We start from the raw sequence: 20,167 nt of genomic DNA, 5'->3' as shown, positions 1-20,167 counted from the left end.
TGCCTCCTATTCATTGATCCGCGGGCCGTCTTCCGTCACCGGTTTTCTTCCGGTGCCTCTGCCCGATCTTTTCTTTGTCTCTGCAGTAGGCATTTCTAACCCTTCCTTGCCTTTGGACGCCGACACACGGCTGGATTCACCGGATTTGCCGGACCTTGCCGCGGCACTTCGCTTGCTTGGCTTACTCTCTTTACCCGGAACCGCTTTTTTCGTACGAGGCTGCTCCCTTTTATATATCAGCATACTGAGCGGCGGCAGCGTTAATTCCAGACTGCAGGTTTGTTCATGCCAAGGGATCTTCTCCGTCTGCACGGGTTCGGCGCTAAACTCGCCGCTTCCACCATATCGGGAATCCTCGCTGCAGAACACAGGCACGTACGTGCCGGACTTGGCAATCCCGATCCGGTAATGCTCTCGCCGCACCGGTTGAAAATTAATAATGACGACAAGGGTGTCACCGGCTTTCTTCCCTTTTCTGAGGTACGAAATGACGCTTTGCGTGTTGTCATGCGGCGTGATCCATTGGTACCCTTCAAGCTCATGATCCCGCTCCCACAGCGCCGGTTCGTTCAGATACAGCCGGTTTAATTCCGCGGTATACCGCTGCATGCTGCGGTGGCTCTCGTAGTCCAGCAGCAGCCAGTCGAGCTGCTCCTGGTCCTTCCATTCGATAAACTGGCCAAACTCCCCGCCCATGAACAGCAGCTTTTTCCCGGGATGGGTCATCTGGTATCCAAGCAGCAGCCGAAGCCCGGCGAACTTCTGCCCGTAATCCCCGGGCATTTTGCTGAGCAGCGATTTTTTGCCGTGAACAACTTCATCATGGGATAAAGGCAGCGCATAATTCTCAGAATAAGCATAAGCAATCGGGAATGTCAGCAGATGATGACGCCCGGGCCGCTGGTCAAACGGCGTTTCTACATAATCCAGCGTGTCGTTCATCCAGCCCATGTTCCATTTGTAATTAAAGCCCAGCCCGCCTTCGTGCACGGGTGCGGTAACCCCGGGCCAAGCGCTGGATTCTTCGGCCATCATCAGCGTATTTGGGAAATAGCTGAACACCACGGTGTTCAGCTGCTGCAGGAAAGCAATCGCCTCGGTGTTCTCGAGACCACCGTTTTCGTTGCGCTGGAACTGTCCTTCCTGCTTCTCGAAATCAAGCCGCAGCATGCTGGTGACCGCGTCGACCCGAAGCCCGTCAATGTGGAACATATCCAGCCAGAACAACGCGTTGGAAATCAGAAACGAGCGGACCTCCGGTTTGCCGAAGTCGAAGCTGAGCGTGCCCCAGCCGGGTTTTTCAGCCTTATAGGCATCGCTGTATTCAAACAGCGGCGTCCCGTCAAACCGGCGGAGTCCGTGGGCGTCCTTGGCGAAATGGGATGGCACCCAGTCCAGGATGACGCCGATATCGGCCTGGTGCAGGGCGTCCACCAAATACATAAAGTCATGCGGCGTCCCATAACGGCTCGTCACGGCGAAATAGCCCGTTCCCTGATATCCCCAAGATAAATCGTATGGATGCTCCGCAAGCGGCATAAACTCGACATGGGTATAATGCATTTCCTTCAAATATGGAATAAGAAGATCAGCCATTTCCCGGTATGTATAAAAAGTCCCGTCCTCTTTCTGCCGCCACGTACCGAAATGGATCTCATATATATTCAGCGGCTTGCGGTAAGGTGCTTTTCTCTTTCTACGCCAGGGGCCGTCATTCCATACATATCCGGCAAGATCTGTGACCACCGATGCGGTGGCCGGGCGAAGCTCCGACTGAAACGCATAAGGATCGGCCTTCAGGAACCGTTCTCCGCCAGGTCCGGTCATGTCATATTTGTAAAAAGTACCTGAACGGATTCCGGGGAAAAAGCGAGTCCAAAAGCCTGAATCGGGTATCTTATATAACGAATCCTTTTCTCCGTTCCAGTTGTTCCAGTCTGCCGCCAAGCCTACAGCCTGGGCATGGGGCGCCCAGACGGTGAACCGGACGCCTTCCTCGCCTTCTTCCACAGCAGGATGAGCGCCCAACATCCTGTGACTGTGATAGGAGGTCCCTTCATGAAACAAATAGATGTCTTCCGCGGACAGCGGCTGACCCGGCGCCTTATTCATGTTCTCCAAATGATCACCTGCTTTAGGAATATAGTGCATGTAAACCATTACCCCATTGTAGCCAAAATGAAAATAAAAATGACCGCTGAAAGATAAAATTGTAATTTTTCAGTGATATTTCAATATAATCGTTTCAGATGGGCGATAGTCGTTTATTTATGTACTACATTGACAATTTTGAATGGGAGGAAACGACATGAAGAGAAAAGAATGCATCGCCATGTTGCTTGCCGGAGGTGAAGGGCGCAGATTATCACCTCTGACATCGAAACTGGCAAAGCCCGCTGTTCCGTTCGGCGGCCGTTACCGTATTATCGATTTTCCTCTCAGTAACTGCGTAAACTCAGGCATTGACACCATCGGTGTGCTGACGCAGTACGAGGCTGAATCGCTTCATCTGCATATCGGGGAAGGCGAACCATGGGGCCTCCAAAAAAATGGAGAGGACGGAATCACCCTGCTGCCTTCTTACAACACAGGATCTTCTGAATATTTGGGAACTGCTGATGCCATTTATAAAAATATCGAATATATTGACCGTCACCAGCCGGAGCACGTACTGGTTTTGTCCGGTGACCATATTTACCACATGGATTATAAACAAATGCTTCAATTTCACCAAAAGAACGGCGCCAAAGCCACCATCTCTGTCATGGAGGTGCCTTGGGAGGAAGCCAGCCGTTTCGGGGTCATGAGCGTGGACGAATCGCTTCGTATCTCGGACTTTGCCGAGAAACCGGCTGAACCCGAAAGTAACCTGGCTTCCATGGGCATCTATTTGTTTGAATGGGCGTACCTCCGCAGACATTTGATGGAGGACGCCGCAAATGATGCCTCAAGCCATGACTTCGGCAAGGATATTATTCCGAAGATGCTGGCGGATCAGGATGAGCTGTTCGCGTACCGCTTTGACGGGTATTGGAGAGATGTCGGTACTGTTGCCAGCCTTTGGGAAGCACACATGGACCTCTTGTCCGACGATCTGGACTGGAAGCTGCATAACAGTGAATGGCCCATGTACACCCGTCCATGGCGTACGAAGCTCGGATCGACACGGAACCGCAGCGTGATGGCGACCAACTGCCTGATCTCCGAAACGTGCACGTTGGACGGCATAGCACATCAATCCGTCATGTTCTGTGGTGTCGAAGTCGGCAAAATGTCCGAGATTAAGGACAGTGTCGTGATGCCGAACGTCCGGATCGGACGCAACGTGCAGATCGAGCATGCCATTATTGGCGAAGGAGCGATCATTAAAGACGGCGCGGTCATCAAAGGAACGCCGGGTCAGGTAACGGTAGTCGGCCCTTACGAAACCGTTTTGCCGAAACCAAGCATTCGTACCCAGCCTTCCCGACTGCTGCAGGATGTATACGAGAAAACCGGACGCCTGCGTGCCGAAGGCTTATCCTCTTAATACAATATGTGTGAAGATACAAAGAGCGAACCCCTTTTTTTCCGGGAGTTCGCTCTTTGATGTGTATGGACTTCATGAAAGTTTCTCGTCTGCGGGAGGAAGCTCGGGTGCACCGTCCGTTTGAGCGGTATTCTCCGGCAGCCGAGGCAGGGACACGACGATCGTCGTCCCCTCCCCCAACGTGCTCTGGATGAGCAAAATTCCTTTATGAAGCTCAACCAGCTGCTGGGAGATGGCTAGCCCAAGACCGGTGCCGCCGTTGAGCGGATCCACCTGAAAGAACCGGTCGCGCACTTTGACCAAGTGATCCTCGCTGATCCCGATTCCCGTATCCCTCACTTCGGTTACGACATTGTCGCCTTCGAAGTACACAACCAGATCAATTGCCGAATGCTCATGCGAAAATTTGATCGCATTGTCCACCAGGTTCAGGAACACCTGTTTCAAGCGGTTCGCGTCCCCGGCCACGAGCGCTCTGTCCTCGGACTTCAGCCGGAGCTCGATTTGCCTGCTCTCCGCCTTCGTCCACAGGTTCAGCATGATTTCCTGAAGCAGCTCTTTGATGTCGACCCGGCCAATCGCAATCTTCATCTCATTCTGCTGCAGCTTGGAGAAGTCGAGAATTTCCTCAACGAGGCCAATCAGGCGCTCGGTCTCCTTCGTAATGATCTCCATGCCGATCCGGGTCTCCTCGGGGTCGTAGCCTCCCGAATTGATCGTTTCGCTCCACCCTTTAATACTCGTCAGTGGCGTCCGCAGCTCGTGCGAAATCGACGAAATGAAATCGTCCTTGACCTGATTGCTTCGGACGATCTCCTGGGCCATATAGTTCAGCGTGGATGCCAGCTCGCCAAGCTCGTACTTGTAGTCGCCCTTGATCCGCTGGTTGAACTTGCCGCGGGCCATCTCGGCGGAGACGGCCGTAATCGTGTTCAGCGGCTGCACGATTGAGTTGGCAAGACCCATACTGAATACGAGCACGATGGCAAGGACAGCCGCTCCTACGCCCGTGGCCAGCATAGTTAGATTAAACAATTTATCGTTGACCGTTTCCAGCGAGGTGACATAACGGACGATATAGCCATCCTGCCCACTGCTCTGCTCCAGCTTCGATACGGCCATGACATTCTCGCCGGTGCTGGCCTGACGCCCGACCCAACGGCCGACGTTGCCGGACAGCGCCTGGGAAATATCGGCCGTCTTCACAGACATATCGGGCTGAAACTCGGAAGAGTTGATCAGCACGTTGCCCTGGGTATCCAGAATTTGCACGTTGGCCGAGTTCAGATCGTAGTAGGTCAGCATGGAAGCCAGGTCACGGTTTCCGTCAAGTCCCGGGTTGATCCGCTGGTAATAATAATCCTCCACATTGTCGATATGGTTTTTAATATGACTATAAATGCTGTCATAGTAATACGTTCTTATGGCTAATAAAAAAATGACTTCCGCCAGCAGAAGCGCCGAGAACACCACGATAAAGTAGTGCAGGACGATCTGCCTGCGTATGCCTTTCTTGATCATTGTCCCTGACCCTTCCATTTATAACCGTGGCCCCATACGGTCTGTAAAAATTCGGGGTCCGACGGATTCTCCTCGATTTTTTGGCGGAGACGGCGGATATTCACGTCCACGATCTTAGGATCACCCATATATTCTTTGCCCCATACATGATCGAGCAGTACGTCCCTGCTGAGAGGCGTATTTTCTTTTTCGAGGAAAAATTGGATCAGCGAAAATTCCGTCGGTGTCAGTTCGATCGCATGCCCGTTCTTCTTGAACTGCTTGGAGATCAGGTCCAGGCTGAACGGACCGGAGTGAAAGCTGACCTTCGCCGTCGTTTCGCGGTGAACGTTCACCCGGCGCAGCAGCGATTGAATCCGTGCGATGAGTTCGGTCGGACTGAACGGCTTGCTCACATGGTCGTCCGCCCCGACGGACAGAGCGTACACCTTGTCCTGCTCCTGCACTTTCGCTGTCAAAAAGATAATACCGATCCGTTCGTTCGTTTCCCGGATGCGGCGGCATACCTCAAAACCGTCGATCCCCGGAACCATAACGTCCAGCAGTGCGATATCGATATCGGGATTGGACGTCAGTTTATCGAGCGCCTCGTTCCCGTTTGCCGCCTCCAGCACATCGAAGCCGTTGCGTTTCAAGTTGATCACAATAAAACTGCGGATGGAATCCTCGTCTTCCAAAATTAAAACTTTACTCACTGATCTTTTCCTTCCTTTCAATCGGGGGTACCTCGTTCTTCAGCTGCTTCTTGCTGTTATCGATATCAAAGTCCCCGTATTTCTTGTAGCCGATCACCTTGTCGTTCGTCCGGTACAGGTACTTCCATTCATCATGCTGTTTATCCCACTCGGCCAGGGTGAAAAATTTGATCTCGGCCACCGTTTTGCCGGTATCGACCATCACGAAGCGCAAATACTGGTTCTTGATGGACTTGGTGTCCACCGTCACCTTATTATGCCACTCCGGCGGGAAGAAGCCCAGCTCGAAGCCGTTCTGTAAATCACGATATTGCTCGGCGACGAATTTTAGTCCTTGTTTGCCGTCCCACTGCGAATATACGAAGAAGTTCGGAATTTCATCCGGCTTGAAATAGTTCCAGCCGATCGGCGGCTCTACGGTGCCGATTTCGATGATCCCGTCGTTGTTCACGTCGCCGCTCTTGACTGGCAGATCCTTGAATGTGGTGTCCTGATTGCCTCCGAACACGGACTTCAGCTTCCCGTCCTCCATCACGATGATGTTGGAATAAGAGGCGTCTCCCCCGCCGATCGAGGTGTCGATCACAATGCCTTCCCTGGCTTTACCTTCTGGATCCTTATAGACATTACCTGCGACAATATTGTAATAATTCGAAACGTACGGATCCATATCCAGCTTGTCAATTTCGACATAGCTGCCTTCTTCATACTGGTATGTCGCCACAAACGCCTGATCATTCTGCTTCAGGCTAATAATCGTCAGGTCGTTCTTTTTGTCCCCGTTCAGGTCCATAATGACGAAATTGGTGTAATCCTGCATCAGGTCTTTCTTGATGCTGCCCTCCGTGTACGTATAGACGTACAAACGGTTCACAGGGTTTTCGTCCCTTCTGGAATATCCGGCGATAATATCCGGTTTGCCGTCATTGTTCAGGTCCTTGAACTGTAGAGATTCCAATACCCTGCCCTCTCCGTCGAAAGATGTTACCTTCGTCCACGTTCCGTTAACCAGCTTGAAAATCATGCAGTGGATGACCACCTGCTGATCCGGCGTTTCGTAGAATACGACCGCTTCGTTGACCTTATCTCCGTCCAGATCGACGAAATGGATCAGGTTTGTGTCGGTTTCTTCCCTCGAGCGGATGAGATCCGCTCCATCGGGAAGCTGCGCGTGGATGATCGAGCTCAGCGTCTCTTTATCCGCAGACAGCATCGGCGTCTTCATCAAGCTGACCGGGTCGCTGATAAACGTGCAGCCGCCCAGCACAAACGTCAGCAGGACCGCAGCTGCAGCACGTATCCAGTTTGTCTTCAACAAATGCATTGCATCACTCTTTTCTATACCAAGCCCGCAAGCGGGCGCAAAGTCTAAATCATATTCTTTTCCCGCATCGTCAGACGGCGGCCGCGGATGTCGAATGCGACCTCCCCGCCAGACAGCCCGACGATACGGGTGGCAAATTTCTCGGCGAGCTCAATCGGAAGCACGGAAATGACGGTGACGCGCTCCTCCTCGCACAGATTTTTCAGCGTATCCATGACGCTTTCCGCCGATTTCGGGTCCAGCCCGACCACCGGCTCATCGGCGAGAATAACCTTGGCCCCATGAACCAAGGCCCTTGCGATGGCTATGCGCTGCTTTTCACCGCCGCTCAGCGTGCCCGCCTTCATACGGGCTTTATCCAAGAGACCCATCTGCTCGATGACGTCCATCGCGCCCATATAATCGTCCGAGCGGACCATCCCCGTCACCATGCGCCAAAGCGGCGTCTGACTGGCTTGGCCGATCAGCACGTTCTTCAGTCCGGTCCGGTTCGGATAGAGCTGGGGATTCTGCTCTAAGTATGCCCATTCGCGTCTAATTTTTCGTTTTCCGCCGAGAGGTTCCTTCAGCACATCCTGGCCGTCGATGACAAACGTCCCTCCGTCCCATTTTTCCTTCAGCGCCAGGCACCGCAGCAGCATGCTCTTGCCGCTTCCACTGGCACCGACAACGGCGATAAGCTCGCCCTTCTGGATATCGAGGGATACCCCTTTGAGTATCGGAATTCTGTCCACACCGACTGACTTGGTTAAATGCTGAATTCGTATCATGACATTTCTCCTCTTGTCCTGTGATCTCTATCTCTTCTTGGGTTTGAACAATACGTTTCTATTATATCGATTATATAGAGTTTTCGCACATTATTGAACCTTTTGGGAAAAACTATTCTATAGCGGCTCCTGACTGCGTCCACCCGAAGTCCGAAAGGCGGTGCCGACGGCGCCGAATAAGGCGAAGGCGAGGCCCATCACGATGAACACGCCTCCGTTCCACCCATACTGCATCAGGGTCCCCCCGATGTTCGGCCCGGCGATGCTGCCTATATTAAAATGAAAGGATGCGACGACATTCGCTGCGGGAAGCAGCGCCTTCGGGAGAATATCCGCCGCGTAGGCCAGGCCAAGCGAAAAAAACGAGCCGACCATGCCCCCCGCCAGGCACAGGAGCAGAACGAGCCAGGCTGTCGCTGTTCCTGCCAGCGGCACGGCCATAAAGGCTGCGCCGCCGATGAGGCCGCAGGCGATGAGCACGTTTTTGCGGCCGAAGCGGTCACTCAGCATGCCGAGCGGCAGCTGCAGAACCAGTCCGCCGATGCCGATGAACGGAAGCAGGAACGCGATCTGGGACTCGCCCATCCCTGTTCTTAGCCCGTAGACCGGAAAATTGCTGTTAATCCCGGCTTCCATGTACCCGTACAGCAATGCGGGCAGAAGGGCGTACCAGGCGAGTGCATAGCTTCGGCGGAAGCGCCGCGGAGGTTGCGCCTCCCCTTCCGTCCGCTCCGGGCGGAAATCGGGCAGCTTCGCCCAGACCAGCACAAGCACAAGCAGCATCAGCAGCGCCAGCACGATAAAGGGCACTGCATTTCCGAACTTCAGCAGCTGGATGCCCAGCGGCCCGAAGCTGAAGCCCAGGCCATACGACATGCCGTACAGCGAAAGGTTTCGGCCCCGGTATTCGGCCGGCGTGACCATCAGCACCCATAATTGGGCAGCATAATGAACGGCGCTATCTCCGATGCCGACGAGCAGCCTTAAGACAAACCACACTTTCACGCTCGGCATGAGCGGAAACAATATGACGGAGACGAGCACGAGCACGAGGCCGACGCTCACCAGCTTCTTAAAGCCAAGCGCGCCCAGCGTCCGCTCGGCGACAAGCGTCATGGCGAACGATCCGACGTACAGGGCGGCTGCGTTTAATCCGTTGACGGAAGACGATACGCCCATTTGTTCCAAAAATATGGACAGGACCGGCAGCAGCAGCCCCTGACTGAGCCCTGCCGCAACGATCACGGTGATCAGAATGAGGTAATGAATAGATAATCCGCGATTGCTGTCGTTCTGTGTTGACAATGAAAATATCCTCCTTGAGTGCAAATCCGTTCAAACTCCCTGAACATTATAGTGGACAACCCTGCTATCAACAAGCCATAATGGAATGAGCGCACAGATTTCATAGGAGGTTATTGGTTTCATGAACTATGAAGTAAAGGTTGACGTTTCACCGATATACGAGCTGCTCAGCAGCTTTATGGTGTACATTTCGAAGAAATGGATTCGCAACCTCGACATCGGGCCCGAATGGATCGGTGAAGTGAGCGGCAAGCTTCCACCTGAAGTGACGTCCGCCTTAGGCCCGGCCGCAGCTTGGCCATTCGACGATTACGACGTGCTGTATGCCTGGGCGATTCACCGCGCAAACGGCGATACCGTCCGCGCCTTTTTGGATTGCCTGCATGAAACGCCGGCAGAGGTGCTGTACCAAGCCGCCTCCCCTTACCTGCCTTCTTTAACCGTAAAGGAAGCTGAACGAATTCGTGATTCATATACACCGCTGCTCGAGTTATGGTATGAGCATTATTTCAAGCATGAGGAACCCGCCATTATCCCGCTGATCGAAGAGGATGCGGAGGAGAAGCGCATGCTGCTGACCAAGATGGAGCCCCATAGCCTGGTGGAGTACGCTTCCGGCGGGCTCGTGGTTGAAGACGTTCCCGGGCTGGAGACCATCGTGTTGTTCCCGACCGTGCACAACCGCCCGATCAACGTTTACTGCTTTTACCGGAAAATGATGCTGATCCAGTATCCTGTCGACGTCCCTGAAGAACAGGAGGATGAGCCGCCGACCTGCCTGCTGCGCATGACGCATGCGCTGGCTGATCCGCAGCGGCTGCGCCTGCTGCGGTATGCGGCGGAGAAGCCGCGTTCCCTGGACGATATGATGCGGGATCTGAACCAGACCCAGGAGCTGCTTAAGCACCATTTGATGATCCTCAGGGTAGCCGGTCTGCTGCGCATCCATTTGGGTTCCTACAACACCGAGAAATTCAGCATTCGTCCGGACGGAGCGGCGGAGCTTCAGATGTTTCTGGAGTCCTACATCCGTCTTTAAGGAGTGACCTAACGTGAAAGCACCTGAGCAGCATATTCTGTTCGATCTGGATGACACGCTGATCCACTGCAACAAGTATTTCGGCATCGTCCTCGGGGAGTTTTTTGAATGGGTACAACAATGGTTTGAGCCCCACCAGATCAAGACAGAAGAGATTCGCAGCAAGCAAATCGAAATCGACGTCGCGGCCGTCAGCCAAGCTGGCTTCAGCAGCGGCATCTTCCCCAAATCGCTGATCGAAACATACCGCTTCTTCAGCCGCAAGTTTAACCGCCCCGTTCAGCCGGACGAAGAAAAACAGCTGATGGAGCTCGGCTTGAGCGTGTACGAGCAGGAAGTGGAGCCCTATCCGGGCATGGTAGAGACGCTGGAGTCGCTGAAATCACAGGGACATCACCTGTATCTGTATACCGGCGGGGAAACGGCGATACAACAGCGGAAGATTGACCAGATGAAGCTGAGCCAGTACTTTGACGACCGGATCTACATTACGCAGCACAAAAACGAAGCGACGCTGGAGAACATCCTGAAGCAGGGCGGCTTCTACCGCCCTTGCACCTGGATGATCGGCAACTCCCTGCGCACCGATGTGATGCCGGCATTATCGGCAGGAATCCACAGCATCTATATCAAACAGCAGAACGAATGGATTTATAACATGGTGGAGCTGCAGAAGAAGCCGGACAGCTCCCTTTACACGGTCACAAGCATCGAGGAAGTTCCGGAGGTCATCCACAGCAAGAGCATCGTAACTTCCGCGAACGCCTTGAGACAGTGAATGTGCCGCCTCGATAAAAAAGGCAAAAAAAGAGCGGGCCCGCCAGGGTCCGTTCTTTTTGGTTTGATTTATGTCGAACGCTCGAGGCTCAGCTTACCGGAATTTCGGTCCTGCAGCACAATCCGCGCTTTATACGGTTCCCCGGTTCCGCTGAAGGACAGCAGCTGCGTACGGCCGGAAGCCAGCAGCGATTTCAGCATGTTGGCGCTGATTTTTTTGCCGGAGAACTCCTTCCAGATCACAAAGCCGCAGCCGTCTTTGAATGCGGTACAGCCGTAACCCTTTTTGCCTTCGATAATTTGGCCGTGGCAGCCCGGCCGCGGACATGGACCATGTGTCAGCCGTTCCCCCGGCGGTGCGGGGGCCGCGGCAGCAGCGGCCGTTTCCGTGCGGGCCGTTCGCGAAGCGGTCCCTGTACCGCGCCTGCCCTTCCCTGCTGCCGACCTTGAGCGCGACTTCCCCCGGCCCTGTTCCTGATCCGTACCGAAGAGCGAAGATGGCGCCGCCTGCTGGACACCAACCTTCTCGATGATGGAGACCGTAAATTTGCGGACATTGTCCATAAATTTAACCGAGGCTGCCTCGCCCTTGGATATTTGATGCAGACGCCGCTCCCACTGCCCGGTCATCTCGGGAGAAGTCAATAGCTCAACGCCTGCCTGGCGAATGAGCTCGACCGCCGTCCGGCCCTTCTGGGTAATCGTGATCTTTTTGCCCTGCATGGCGATATACCCGACCTTCTTCAGCCGTTCGATCGTCGCCGCCCGGGTGGCCGGCGTGCCGAGACCGCTGTCCTTCATCGCGTCCCGCAGCTCGTCGTTCTCAATCGAGCGGCCCGCGCTTTCCATCGCCTTCAGCAGGGTGCCCTCCGTATAGCTCTTCGGCGGCTGCGTAGCTTTCTCTTTGGCTTCGCTCTTGCCGCATTTCACCGGCTTCTCAGGATCCAGATCGAAAGCCCGGTCATTCCACTCCAGATTTTCTTCCTCTTCCTCCTGCTTTGCGGATTTCGTTTTCTTCCCGCTCTTATCGGTGCTCGGCATCAGCACCTTCCATCCCAGCGACAGCAGCTCCTTCACGTTCGTTTTGAACAGGTCCCCCTCTACTTCGGTCAGGACGGTATGCTGCTTGTACAAGGCGGGCGGATAGAACTGGGACAAAAACCGCAGAATGATCAGGTCGTACAGCTGCTGTTCCTCCTTGCCCAGCTGGCCGGGCCGCTTAAGCGTCGGCAGGATGGCATGGTGATCCTCGACCTTCTCCGGATTGCAGATCGCCTTGTTGTTCTTGTGTACCAGGGATGCGTTAGCCCCTTCAGCCTGTTCCTGATATGAAGTGGATTTCAGCATATGCAGCGCCTTATGCATCCCCTCAATATTTTGCTCGTTGACGTAATTCGAGTTGGTCCGCGGATATGAAATCACCTTATGCCGTTCATACAATGCCTGCGCGATGTCCAGCGTCTTCTTGGCGGAGAAGCCGAACTTGGCGTTTGCGTCCCGCTGCAGCAGCGTCAGGTCATACAGCTTAAAAGGGTACTCCTTCGTATCTTTGACTTCGTATTTGGCGATTTTGCCTTCCTTCCCTTTGACCCTGGCGGCGATCGCCTCGGCCTTCTCCTTGGAGGTCAGCCGGTCTCCCTGCCACGTTCCCGTGTACTCCAGCGCCTCTTGGCGAAAATGAGCCTTAACCTCGTAATATGTCAGCGATTCAAACGACTCGATTTCCTTCTGACGGTCATAAATGAGCGCCAGCACGGGCGTCTGAACCCGTCCGACGGACAGCAGGGTGTTATGCTTGGTCGTAAACGCCCGGGTCGCGTTCATGCCGATAAGCCAGTCGGCCTCGCTGCGGGCCCTTGCGGCCTGCGTCAAATTTTCGAATTCCTCGGCGGCGCGCAGCTCCCTGAAGCCCTTGGCGATGCTCTCCGCGGTCAGGTCCGAAATCCACAGCCGCCGGACGGGCTGCTTCAGCTTCAGCTGCTGCTGAATCAGCGCAAAGATGTACTGCCCCTCCCGTCCCGCATCGCAGGCATTCACGATCCGGTCGCAGCGTTTGGCCAGCTCCCCGATCGTTTTCAGCTGGTCTTTCGTTTTATAATGCGGCACGATTTTGAATTGGTCGGGCATGATCGGCAGATCACGAAAGTTCCATTTCTTGTACCGGTCATCATAGGCATCCGGCTCTGCCAAACCGACGAGATGCCCTATGGCCCAGGTAATGATATAATGCTCCCCCTCCAGATAGGAGCGGGCATTCTTCGCCCTCGGCTCAATGACCGCGGCAATGTTGCGCCCCATATCCGGTTTTTCTGCTATGACTAGAGTTTTCAACAATCATTCGCTCCCCGCATGGAAAAAGGCCGAGAATAGCTGCTCCCGGCCGGTTTATTCATGGATAACTTCCACGTTCTGATAGAGTTGACTCTAAATTATGATAGCATACGAGAGGCCCGTTTTTCAATGCAAGCGGGAAAGCCTTTGGAGAGTCATCTCTTGGCGGCAGGGCCTCCCGCTCCATGGATCAGGAAAGGTTACAATCAAAGCGGTGCCAGTCCCTGACGACGATGTTTCCATCTGGTTTCGGTCACTTGCTTTTTTTGCGGTAAAGCTGAAATGCAAGCGGCATAAACACGGCAATGATACATCCCAAGCTTATCAGCGTGGTGGTTAGGGCAGCCGTACCCGCCGTACCGTGTATCAATGCCCGGGCGGATGCGGAAGCCAGGCTGACGGGGTTGTAAGCAACGACCGGACCCAGCCAATCCGGCATGGTGGACGTGTCGGCAAACACATTGCTCGTAAACATGAGCGGATACAGCACGAGATAGGACATCGTTGTGAGCGATTCGGTTTTCCGTACGGTCAGCCCCAGGCAGGCAAAGATCCAGCTGAAACTGAAAGCATAGAGCACCACGAGCAGCATTGACAACAGCACTCCAAACCATCCCGCTTCCGGACGGAATCCGAGCAGCATTCCGAGCCCTAACGTCGTAATGAGTCCCATGGCGAAGGATATGAGGTTGATGGCCATCGTGCCGATGATCGCAGCGGGCTGCCAGAACGGCAGCGTTCGGAATCGGTTGAAGACACCGCGTTCGATATCCGTTTTGAGGTTGATGCCAATGTACACCGTCATGGTGGAGACGGTATACACCATCATGCCTGGCAGCAGATACTGCAGGTAATTTCCCGTTGAACCCGAGATGGCCCCGCCGAACAAATACGTAAAGATCAGCAGAAAGACCGCCGGGAAAAGGATCGAATCGATCGCTAAATAAGCCGCGTTACTGCTCGTTTTCCGCCATGAGCGCCAAATAAAGGTCATTACCGCCTGCGGCGCGCTCGGCCGCGGCGGACGCTCCCTCAAGTTCAGGGCGGCCACCATGTTGGACTGTGGTTCGCTCATCGGTTCTCCTCCTTCAAAATTTCTGCTTGAGCGCTTCTGCCGGTCAGCGTGAGAAAAACCTCGTCAAGACTAGGCTTTCCAAGCGAATATTGGTGCGTATAAATACCTGCCTCAATGAGTTCCGTCAGCGCCAGCGCAGCCTGCCGCGGATCGGAGACTTGAGCCGACAGTTCGGCGGGGTTCGCATGAAGCCTGGCTTCTGTTTGAAGTACACGCCGCAGGATCTGCTCGGCTTCCCCACGCTGCTTCGGATCGGCCAGCCGGATTTGAATCGAGCCTGAACCGATGGAAGCCTTTAGTTCGGCGGGCGTCCCTTCGGCGATGACGGCGCCCTCGCCGATCACTGCCACGCGGTCCGCAAGCTGGTCCGCCTCCTCCAGATACTGGGTCGTCAAAACCACGGTTGTGCCATGGTCCACCAAAGTGCGTACGATATCCCACACTTCGCTGCGGCTCCGCGGATCCAGACCGGTCGTCGGTTCGTCCAAAAAGAGAAGGTCCGGAGCGACGAGCATCGCCGCAGCAATATCGAGCCTCCTCCGCATGCCCCCGGAATACTTTCCGGCCGAACGCCCGGCCGCATCGGTCAGGCCAAATGCATCCAACAGCTGTTCGGACCGGACTTTGGCCGTTTTGGCGGAATAACCCGCCAGCCTGCCGAAGAGAATCAAATTATCGCGGCCGCTCATCCCCTCGTCCACCGCGGCGAATTGTCCGGTGAGCCCGATCCTTCGGCGCACGGCATCGGCTTCCCGCACGACGTCGAGTCCAAAGATCCGGACCGAACCGGAATCCGGTGCGAGCAGCGTGGACAAAATGCCGATCAGCGTCGTCTTGCCTGCCCCGTTGGGGCCGAGTACGCCGTACACGGTTCCCTGCTCAACCCGCAGGTCCAATCCCTTCAGAACATCCTCCTTGCCGTAAGCTTTCTTTAGCCCGCGCACGTCAACGGCTGCTTCTTGTTTCATGTTCTACCTCCTACCTAGCGCTTGAAATTCAACTTACACCCAAATTTTATAACACTCATGCAAATGGGAAAGCTGGCTTAAATTTTCACTGGAATTCACAGTAACTCTGTGACGGAACATTATCATGTCACTTAAAGCTTTTTGTGCAGTGTTTGCCGGCATGTTATCCTTGGGGGGAGTGAAAATCGTCCAAGCGCAAAAGGGGGAAAGGAAAATGCGTTATTATAAGCCGATCGAAATCGCCAGGGAATTGTATATCAGCACAAGCGCCCTGCGCCATTATGAATCTTGGGGGGTAGTCCCCGAGCCGGAGCGGTCGGATAACGGCTACCGCCTGTACACCCAGCTGCACCTGGCTTATTTCCGCTGCCTGCGGGCTATGTTTTCAGGATTCGGGGTCGGGATTACCTCTGAAGTGCTTCGCTTGATTCAACAGCGTGACATGGACGGAGCCTTCTGGCTCGTCAATCAGGAGCAGGCTCGTCTGCAGCATGAAAAAATGGTTGCCGAACAGACCCTGGCTTTACTCCAAAATCCCGAACTGCCGCTTGTCTCGGGCAAACGATTGAAGGGCCGCATGACGATCGGCGAAGCAGCTGAGCTTACGGATGTGCAGCCCTCGGCGATCCGGCATTGGGAAAAAGAAGGGCTGATCCAGCCGGAACGGGATCCCGAAAACGGGTACAGGCTGTTTACCCCCACGCATGTCCGGCAAATTTTGCTGATTCGCACACTAAGGAAGACGGTTTATGTGCTGGAAAACATGAAAGAAATTGTGCATGGCGTCGAGCAGCACAGCGTTGAAAAAGCGAAGAAGGTGACGCTGGAGGCGTTATCGAGTATCCATGACCGGAACCGGCGGCAGTTCTTCGGCGTTCACTTGCTGGTCGAGCTGTGCATCGAAGAAGGACTGATCGATCCGGCAGAATACATTAAAGGCTTGTGGTTTGATTATTTCCAAAAAGCCAAAGCGGAAAAAGCACCCGGCGAAGCTCCATGAAAAGGGGCTCTTGCTTCGGATGCATTTTTCAACTTAACTATGTATCAGCAGCTCTCCCTTTGATAATCCCAGACCTTGGGAGAGCATGATGTTTTTAAAGAGGCAGGTTGAGCCTGCCCGCTTACCGTTTCAGCTCCAAATGCAGAAGCGGGAACGGCCGTCCGGAGCCGTCCAGCTCGGACCGTCCCGTTCGTACAAATCCATACCGCTGATAAAATGCGTATGCCCCGTCGTTCTGCTCGTTGACGTCGACCCGTAGCCGGCTTCCCTTCAGCTGCTCCGCATACCGGAGTAAACGGGTGCCAATGCCTTGTCCATGCCGGTCGGGATCGACGAACAGCATTTCCACCATACTGCCGTCCAGCCCGACGAAGCCCAAGGGGACGCCGCTGTCATCCTTTTCCACCCATACCTCCACGTGCTTCAGCGCCTGCTCGTCTACAATCCGTCGGTAAAACGCGATATCTGCCTCAGTTAAAAAAGCATGTGTCTCCCGAACCGCCCGGTACCACAACTCTACCAAATGATCGTGATCCTCTTCCCGATAAGCCGTTATTTGTCCCATCGATTTGCTGCCTCCTTACATCGTTATTTGACCTGATACAGAAAAAACAACAGCCCCGCCAACAATGCGGAGCTGCTGTTCTATCATACCCGGGTCATGAGCCGGCGATCTTATACCAGCACTGTCGAGCCCATCAAATATTTGTCCACTTCACGGGCAGCTTCGCGGCCTTCGTTAATGGCCCACACGACCAAGCTTTGGCCGCGGCGCATGTCGCCGGCTGCGAAAACTTTGTCCACGTTTGTGTTGTATTTACCCTTCCGCGCTTTTACGTTCGAGCGGCGGTCCGTTTCTAGGCCGAGCTGTTCGGTAATTGTCTGCTCCGGTCCGTCGAAACCGATGGCGATCAGCGCCATTTGCGCTTTGAATACCCGCTCCGTTCCCGGAATCGGCTGGTAGATTTTACGCCCGGTTTCGTCCACCATCCGCTGAATTTGAACGGTGTGCAGCTCTTGGAGGTTTCCTTCGTCATCACCCACAAATTTGGTGGTCATGATGGAAAATTCGCGCGGATCGCTGCCGAAGACCGCTTTCGCCTCTTCCTGGGCGTAATCCAGCGTGTATACGTTCGGGAACTGCGGCCAAGGGTTGTTGATCGGATCGCGCTCCAGCGGCGCCTTCTCATGCGTACCAAACTGCGTTACGCTTGCACAGCCATGACGGAGTGCTGTTGCGACGCAGTCCGAACCGGTGTCGCCGCCGCCGATCACGATGACGTCTTTCCCTTCGGCGGAAATGTAGTTCCCGTCGGCAAGACCCGAGTCCAGGAAGCTCTTGATCGTACCGTTCAAGTACGTCATGGCATAATGAACCCCGTTCAGATCGCTGCCTTCAATGTTGAATTCGCGCGGCTTGGTGGCTCCGCCGCACAACACGACGGCATCATAGTCGTCAACGAGCTGCTGTGCAGGAATGTCCTTGCCGATTTCGGTATTCGTAATAAACTGGATGCCTTCCGCTGCGAGCAGGTCCACACGGCGCTGAACAACGGATTTGTCGAGCTTCATCGACGGGATGCCGTACATCAGCAGGCCGCCGATGCGGTCCGCACGCTCGTACACCGTCACGCTGTGGCCCGCTTTGTTCAGCTGTGCCGCCGCGGCCAGTCCTGCCGGGCCCGAGCCCACGACCGCCACGCGTTTGCCTGTACGTTTCTCCGGTGGGTTCGGCACGACCCATCCTTCTTCAAATCCTTTATCAATAATAGCCTGCTCGATCGTCTTGATCGTTACCGGCTGGCCGATCAGGCCGACGGTACAAGAGCCTTCGCATGGAGCAGGACAAATCCGGCCGGTGAACTCCGGAAAGTTGTTCGTTTTATGCAGGCGCTCCAGCGCTTCTCTCCACAAGCCGCGGTAGATGAGGTTGTTCCATTCCGGAATCAGATTGTTGACCGGGCAGCCCGAGGTGCCTCCAGCCAAATCAATTCCCGTATGACAGTAAGGTGTTCCGCAATCCATACAGCGTGCGCCCTGGGTGCGCAGTTCTTCTTCGGACATATGTTTATGGAACTCTTCCCAATCCTTAATCCGCTCTGCAGGATCGCGATCCGCCGGAAGCTGGCGGCTGTACTCCATAAAGCCTGTTGGTGTTGACATGACGCATTTTCCCCCATCCGTTCTTTTCTATCTTGTTGAAAGTTACTTCCTATCTATCACATTAACGACACGTAGATAGATTGAACCCGAGCCTGTGCATGTATTATCCCCTGACCACGGCGCAGCTTTCGTGTTAGAGCATGATACGCTCAAGTTCATTCTACATAGATATTTCAATTATAGTATCATTTGAAACTTTGAATATTAAATGGATTATCCGCATAATTATTTGTACTATTTCACATCGAGATCACATGTCATGATAACATGAATTTCGGTTAACTTTTTCGGATATAGGTGCAGAAACGGTAGGAATACGGGTTTTTCTCATCCGTGATCCCTTCGATCTCTTCTTGCAGAATCCAGTCCCCGAAGTCTACTTCAGGGAAGTAGGTGTCGCCTTCAAACGTCTCGTCGATCCGGGTGACGATCAGGCAGTCCGCTACCGGAAGCAGCTTATAGTAAATCTCCGCTCCTCCGATCACCATGATCTCTTTATTTTTGCCGAGCTCAACCGCTTCTTCTATCGTATGAATGATCTGGGCTCCCGGTGCCTCGTAATCCGGATCGCGGGTCAGGACGACGTTGTCGCGTCCAGGCAGCGGCTTACCGCCGAAGGATTCCCACGTTTTGCGGCCCATGAGGACCGTTTTGCCCATCGTCTTTTCCTTGAAAAAAGCCATATCCCGCGGAAGCCGCCAAGGAAGCTTGTTGTCCCGCCCTATTACTCCGTTTGAGCCCATGGCCCAGATAAACGTCATTGTCATGGTCAAAAAGCTCCCTTCAACATAAAATTGAATGCCGGCTAGATGGCGACCGGCGCCTTAATGCCTGGATGATGCTGATAATTCACGAACTCGAAATCCTCGAACTTATAGTCGAAAATCGATTCGGGCTTCCGTTTGATCACAAGCTGAGGCAGTTCGAATGGCTCGCGCTCCAGCTGGGTTTTGACCTGTTCCAAATGGTTTGAATAAATATGCACGTCGCCGCCGGACCAAATGAATTCGCCGACTTCTAGACCGCATTGCTGGGCTACCATGTGCGTTAGCAGCGCGTAGCTGGCAATATTAAACGGCAGTCCGAGGAACGTGTCGACCGAACGCATCGTCAGCATGCAGGACAATTTGCCCCCGGCCACATAGAATTGGAATACGAAATGGCAAGGAGGAAGCTTCATGTTCTCAATCTCCGCCACGTTCCATGCGCTCACGATATGTCTGCGTGAATCCGGATTCCGCTTGATCGATTCGATCACATTCGCAATCTGGTCGATATGGGTGCCGTCCGGTGCCTCCCAGTTCCGCCACTGAGAGCCGTACACCGGTCCCAAATCCCCGTTCTCGTCAGCCCACTCGTCCCATATGGAAACACCGTTTTCTTTCAGGTACCGGATATTCGTATCACCGCTCAAAAACCACAGCAGCTCATGGACGACCGATTTCAAATGGATGCGCTTCGTCGTCACGAGCGGGAAGCCCTGGGACAGATCGAACCGCAGCTGTCGTCCGAAGACAGAAATCGTGCCGGTTCCGGTCCGGTCCTCCTTGGGGGTACCGTGTTCCAGTATGTCCTTCAGCAGCTCCAAATAGTTTCGCACTTTGTATCCTTCCTCTCCATGCCGAATGTCTATATATCTCTTGATTGTGTATATTCTAGTTTACCATGTG

General features: G+C 54.2%; 17 protein-coding genes. 4 read left to right on the top strand and 13 right to left on the bottom strand.

From position 1 onward, the window contains the following. Positions 1–6 precede the first annotated feature (6 nt). On the bottom strand, positions 7–2,112 hold the full coding sequence (gene glgB / locus C7820_RS04405; protein ID WP_116231626.1) for a 1,4-alpha-glucan branching protein GlgB: 2,106 nt from the start codon (positions 2,110–2,112) through the stop codon (positions 7–9). A 196-nt stretch (positions 2,113–2,308) separates the two neighbouring features. Between glgB and C7820_RS04400 the strand changes: the two genes are divergently transcribed. Next, positions 2,309–3,529 carry a glucose-1-phosphate adenylyltransferase gene (locus C7820_RS04400; RefSeq protein WP_116229907.1) on the top strand — a complete coding sequence of 407 codons (1,221 nt, stop codon included), beginning with the start codon at positions 2,309–2,311 and terminating at the stop codon, positions 3,527–3,529. A gap of 72 nt (positions 3,530–3,601) precedes the next feature. Here C7820_RS04400 and C7820_RS04395 read toward each other — a convergent pair whose 3' ends face one another. The 5 genes from C7820_RS04395 to C7820_RS04375 all read right to left on the bottom strand — a co-directional run bounded on the left by C7820_RS04395 (position 3,602) and on the right by C7820_RS04375 (position 9,144). Beyond that, positions 3,602–5,050: a sensor histidine kinase gene (locus tag C7820_RS04395; RefSeq protein ID WP_116229906.1), complete on the bottom strand. Its 1,449-nt coding sequence runs from the start codon at positions 5,048–5,050 to the stop codon at positions 3,602–3,604. Beyond that, positions 5,047–5,745, bottom strand: coding sequence for a response regulator transcription factor (locus C7820_RS04390; RefSeq protein ID WP_076171376.1), 699 nt, complete (start codon positions 5,743–5,745; stop codon positions 5,047–5,049). Before C7820_RS04390 ends, C7820_RS04395 begins: the two co-directional genes overlap by 4 nt. After that, a complete protein-coding gene (locus C7820_RS04385; protein ID WP_116229905.1) occupies positions 5,738–7,069 on the bottom strand; it encodes an FG-GAP repeat domain-containing protein in 1,332 nt (443 codons plus the stop codon). Before C7820_RS04385 ends, C7820_RS04390 begins: the two co-directional genes overlap by 8 nt. Before the next feature lie 44 nt (positions 7,070–7,113). Next, positions 7,114–7,839 carry a phosphonate ABC transporter ATP-binding protein gene (locus tag C7820_RS04380; protein ID WP_116229904.1) on the bottom strand — a complete coding sequence of 242 codons (726 nt, stop codon included), beginning with the start codon at positions 7,837–7,839 and terminating at the stop codon, positions 7,114–7,116. Positions 7,840–7,956: 117 nt separating this feature from the next. Further along, positions 7,957–9,144 carry an MFS transporter gene (locus C7820_RS04375; protein WP_181908927.1) on the bottom strand — a complete coding sequence of 396 codons (1,188 nt, stop codon included), beginning with the start codon at positions 9,142–9,144 and terminating at the stop codon, positions 7,957–7,959. A gap of 121 nt (positions 9,145–9,265) precedes the next feature. Between C7820_RS04375 and C7820_RS04370 the strand changes: the two genes are divergently transcribed. Beyond that, positions 9,266–10,183: an ArsR/SmtB family transcription factor gene (locus tag C7820_RS04370; RefSeq protein WP_116229903.1), complete on the top strand. Its 918-nt coding sequence runs from the start codon at positions 9,266–9,268 to the stop codon at positions 10,181–10,183. A gap of 13 nt (positions 10,184–10,196) precedes the next feature. Further along, a complete protein-coding gene (locus C7820_RS04365; protein ID WP_116229902.1) occupies positions 10,197–10,961 on the top strand; it encodes an HAD family hydrolase in 765 nt (254 codons plus the stop codon). A 68-nt stretch (positions 10,962–11,029) separates the two neighbouring features. Here C7820_RS04365 and C7820_RS04360 read toward each other — a convergent pair whose 3' ends face one another. From C7820_RS04360 to C7820_RS04350, 3 genes are all read right to left on the bottom strand, one after another. Further along, positions 11,030–13,291, bottom strand: coding sequence for a type IA DNA topoisomerase (locus C7820_RS04360; protein WP_116229901.1), 2,262 nt, complete (start codon positions 13,289–13,291; stop codon positions 11,030–11,032). A 253-nt stretch (positions 13,292–13,544) separates the two neighbouring features. Then, on the bottom strand, positions 13,545–14,366 hold the full coding sequence (locus tag C7820_RS04355; protein ID WP_116229900.1) for an ABC transporter permease: 822 nt from the start codon (positions 14,364–14,366) through the stop codon (positions 13,545–13,547). After that, entirely contained in the window at positions 14,363–15,334 is a 972-nt protein-coding gene (locus C7820_RS04350; protein ID WP_116229899.1) for an ATP-binding cassette domain-containing protein, read from the bottom strand. The genes C7820_RS04355 and C7820_RS04350 overlap by 4 nt, the downstream gene beginning before the upstream one ends. 214 nt (positions 15,335–15,548) lie before the next feature. Between C7820_RS04350 and C7820_RS04345 the strand changes: the two genes are divergently transcribed. Further along, positions 15,549–16,334: a TioE family transcriptional regulator gene (locus C7820_RS04345; RefSeq protein WP_116229898.1), complete on the top strand. Its 786-nt coding sequence runs from the start codon at positions 15,549–15,551 to the stop codon at positions 16,332–16,334. 121 nt (positions 16,335–16,455) lie between these two features. On the opposite strand, the gene C7820_RS04340 is transcribed toward C7820_RS04345, so the two are convergent. The 4 genes from C7820_RS04340 to thyA form a co-directional block, all read right to left on the bottom strand. Continuing rightward, a complete protein-coding gene (locus C7820_RS04340; RefSeq protein ID WP_116229897.1) occupies positions 16,456–16,899 on the bottom strand; it encodes a GNAT family N-acetyltransferase in 444 nt (147 codons plus the stop codon). A 110-nt stretch (positions 16,900–17,009) separates the two neighbouring features. Further along, on the bottom strand, positions 17,010–18,497 hold the full coding sequence (locus tag C7820_RS04335; protein ID WP_116229896.1) for a glutamate synthase subunit beta: 1,488 nt from the start codon (positions 18,495–18,497) through the stop codon (positions 17,010–17,012). Positions 18,498–18,775: 278 nt separating this feature from the next. Beyond that, complete coding sequence (locus tag C7820_RS04330) at positions 18,776–19,264, bottom strand: dihydrofolate reductase (RefSeq protein ID WP_076171350.1); 489 nt, start codon at positions 19,262–19,264, stop codon at positions 18,776–18,778. A 38-nt stretch (positions 19,265–19,302) separates the two neighbouring features. After that, the gene (thyA, locus tag C7820_RS04325) at positions 19,303–20,097 is read right to left on the bottom strand and encodes a thymidylate synthase (RefSeq protein ID WP_116229895.1); all 795 of its coding nucleotides are present in this window, start codon (positions 20,095–20,097) and stop codon (positions 19,303–19,305) included. Positions 20,098–20,167 lie beyond the last annotated feature (70 nt).

The sequence above is a fragment of the Paenibacillus sp. VMFN-D1 genome, assembly GCF_003386155.1.
Classification (GTDB): Bacteria; Bacillota; Bacilli; order Paenibacillales; family Paenibacillaceae; genus Paenibacillus_AQ; species Paenibacillus_AQ favisporus.
The sequence above is the reverse complement of the archived record's forward strand: the minus strand, read 5'-3'. Positions and strand labels throughout refer to the sequence as shown.

Bases quoted from the DNA above. Each gene is read 5' to 3' on its own strand.
- glgB (WP_116231626.1), bottom strand. From the start codon at position 2,112: ATGAATAAGGCGCCGGGTCAGCCGCTGTCCGCGGAAGACATCTATTTG.
- C7820_RS04400 (WP_116229907.1), top strand. From the start codon at position 2,309: ATGAAGAGAAAAGAATGCATCGCCATGTTGCTTGCCGGAGGTGAAGGG.
- C7820_RS04395 (WP_116229906.1), bottom strand. From the start codon at position 5,050: ATGATCAAGAAAGGCATACGCAGGCAGATCGTCCTGCACTACTTTATC.
- C7820_RS04385 (WP_116229905.1), bottom strand. From the start codon at position 7,069: ATGCATTTGTTGAAGACAAACTGGATACGTGCTGCAGCTGCGGTCCTG.
- C7820_RS04380 (WP_116229904.1), bottom strand. From the start codon at position 7,839: ATGATACGAATTCAGCATTTAACCAAGTCAGTCGGTGTGGACAGAATT.
- C7820_RS04370 (WP_116229903.1), top strand. From the start codon at position 9,266: ATGAACTATGAAGTAAAGGTTGACGTTTCACCGATATACGAGCTGCTC.
- C7820_RS04355 (WP_116229900.1), bottom strand. From the start codon at position 14,366: ATGAGCGAACCACAGTCCAACATGGTGGCCGCCCTGAACTTGAGGGAG.
- C7820_RS04350 (WP_116229899.1), bottom strand. From the start codon at position 15,334: ATGAAACAAGAAGCAGCCGTTGACGTGCGCGGGCTAAAGAAAGCTTAC.
- C7820_RS04345 (WP_116229898.1), top strand. From the start codon at position 15,549: ATGCGTTATTATAAGCCGATCGAAATCGCCAGGGAATTGTATATCAGC.
- C7820_RS04340 (WP_116229897.1), bottom strand. From the start codon at position 16,899: ATGGGACAAATAACGGCTTATCGGGAAGAGGATCACGATCATTTGGTA.
- C7820_RS04335 (WP_116229896.1), bottom strand. From the start codon at position 18,497: ATGTCAACACCAACAGGCTTTATGGAGTACAGCCGCCAGCTTCCGGCG.
- C7820_RS04330 (WP_076171350.1), bottom strand. From the start codon at position 19,264: ATGACAATGACGTTTATCTGGGCCATGGGCTCAAACGGAGTAATAGGG.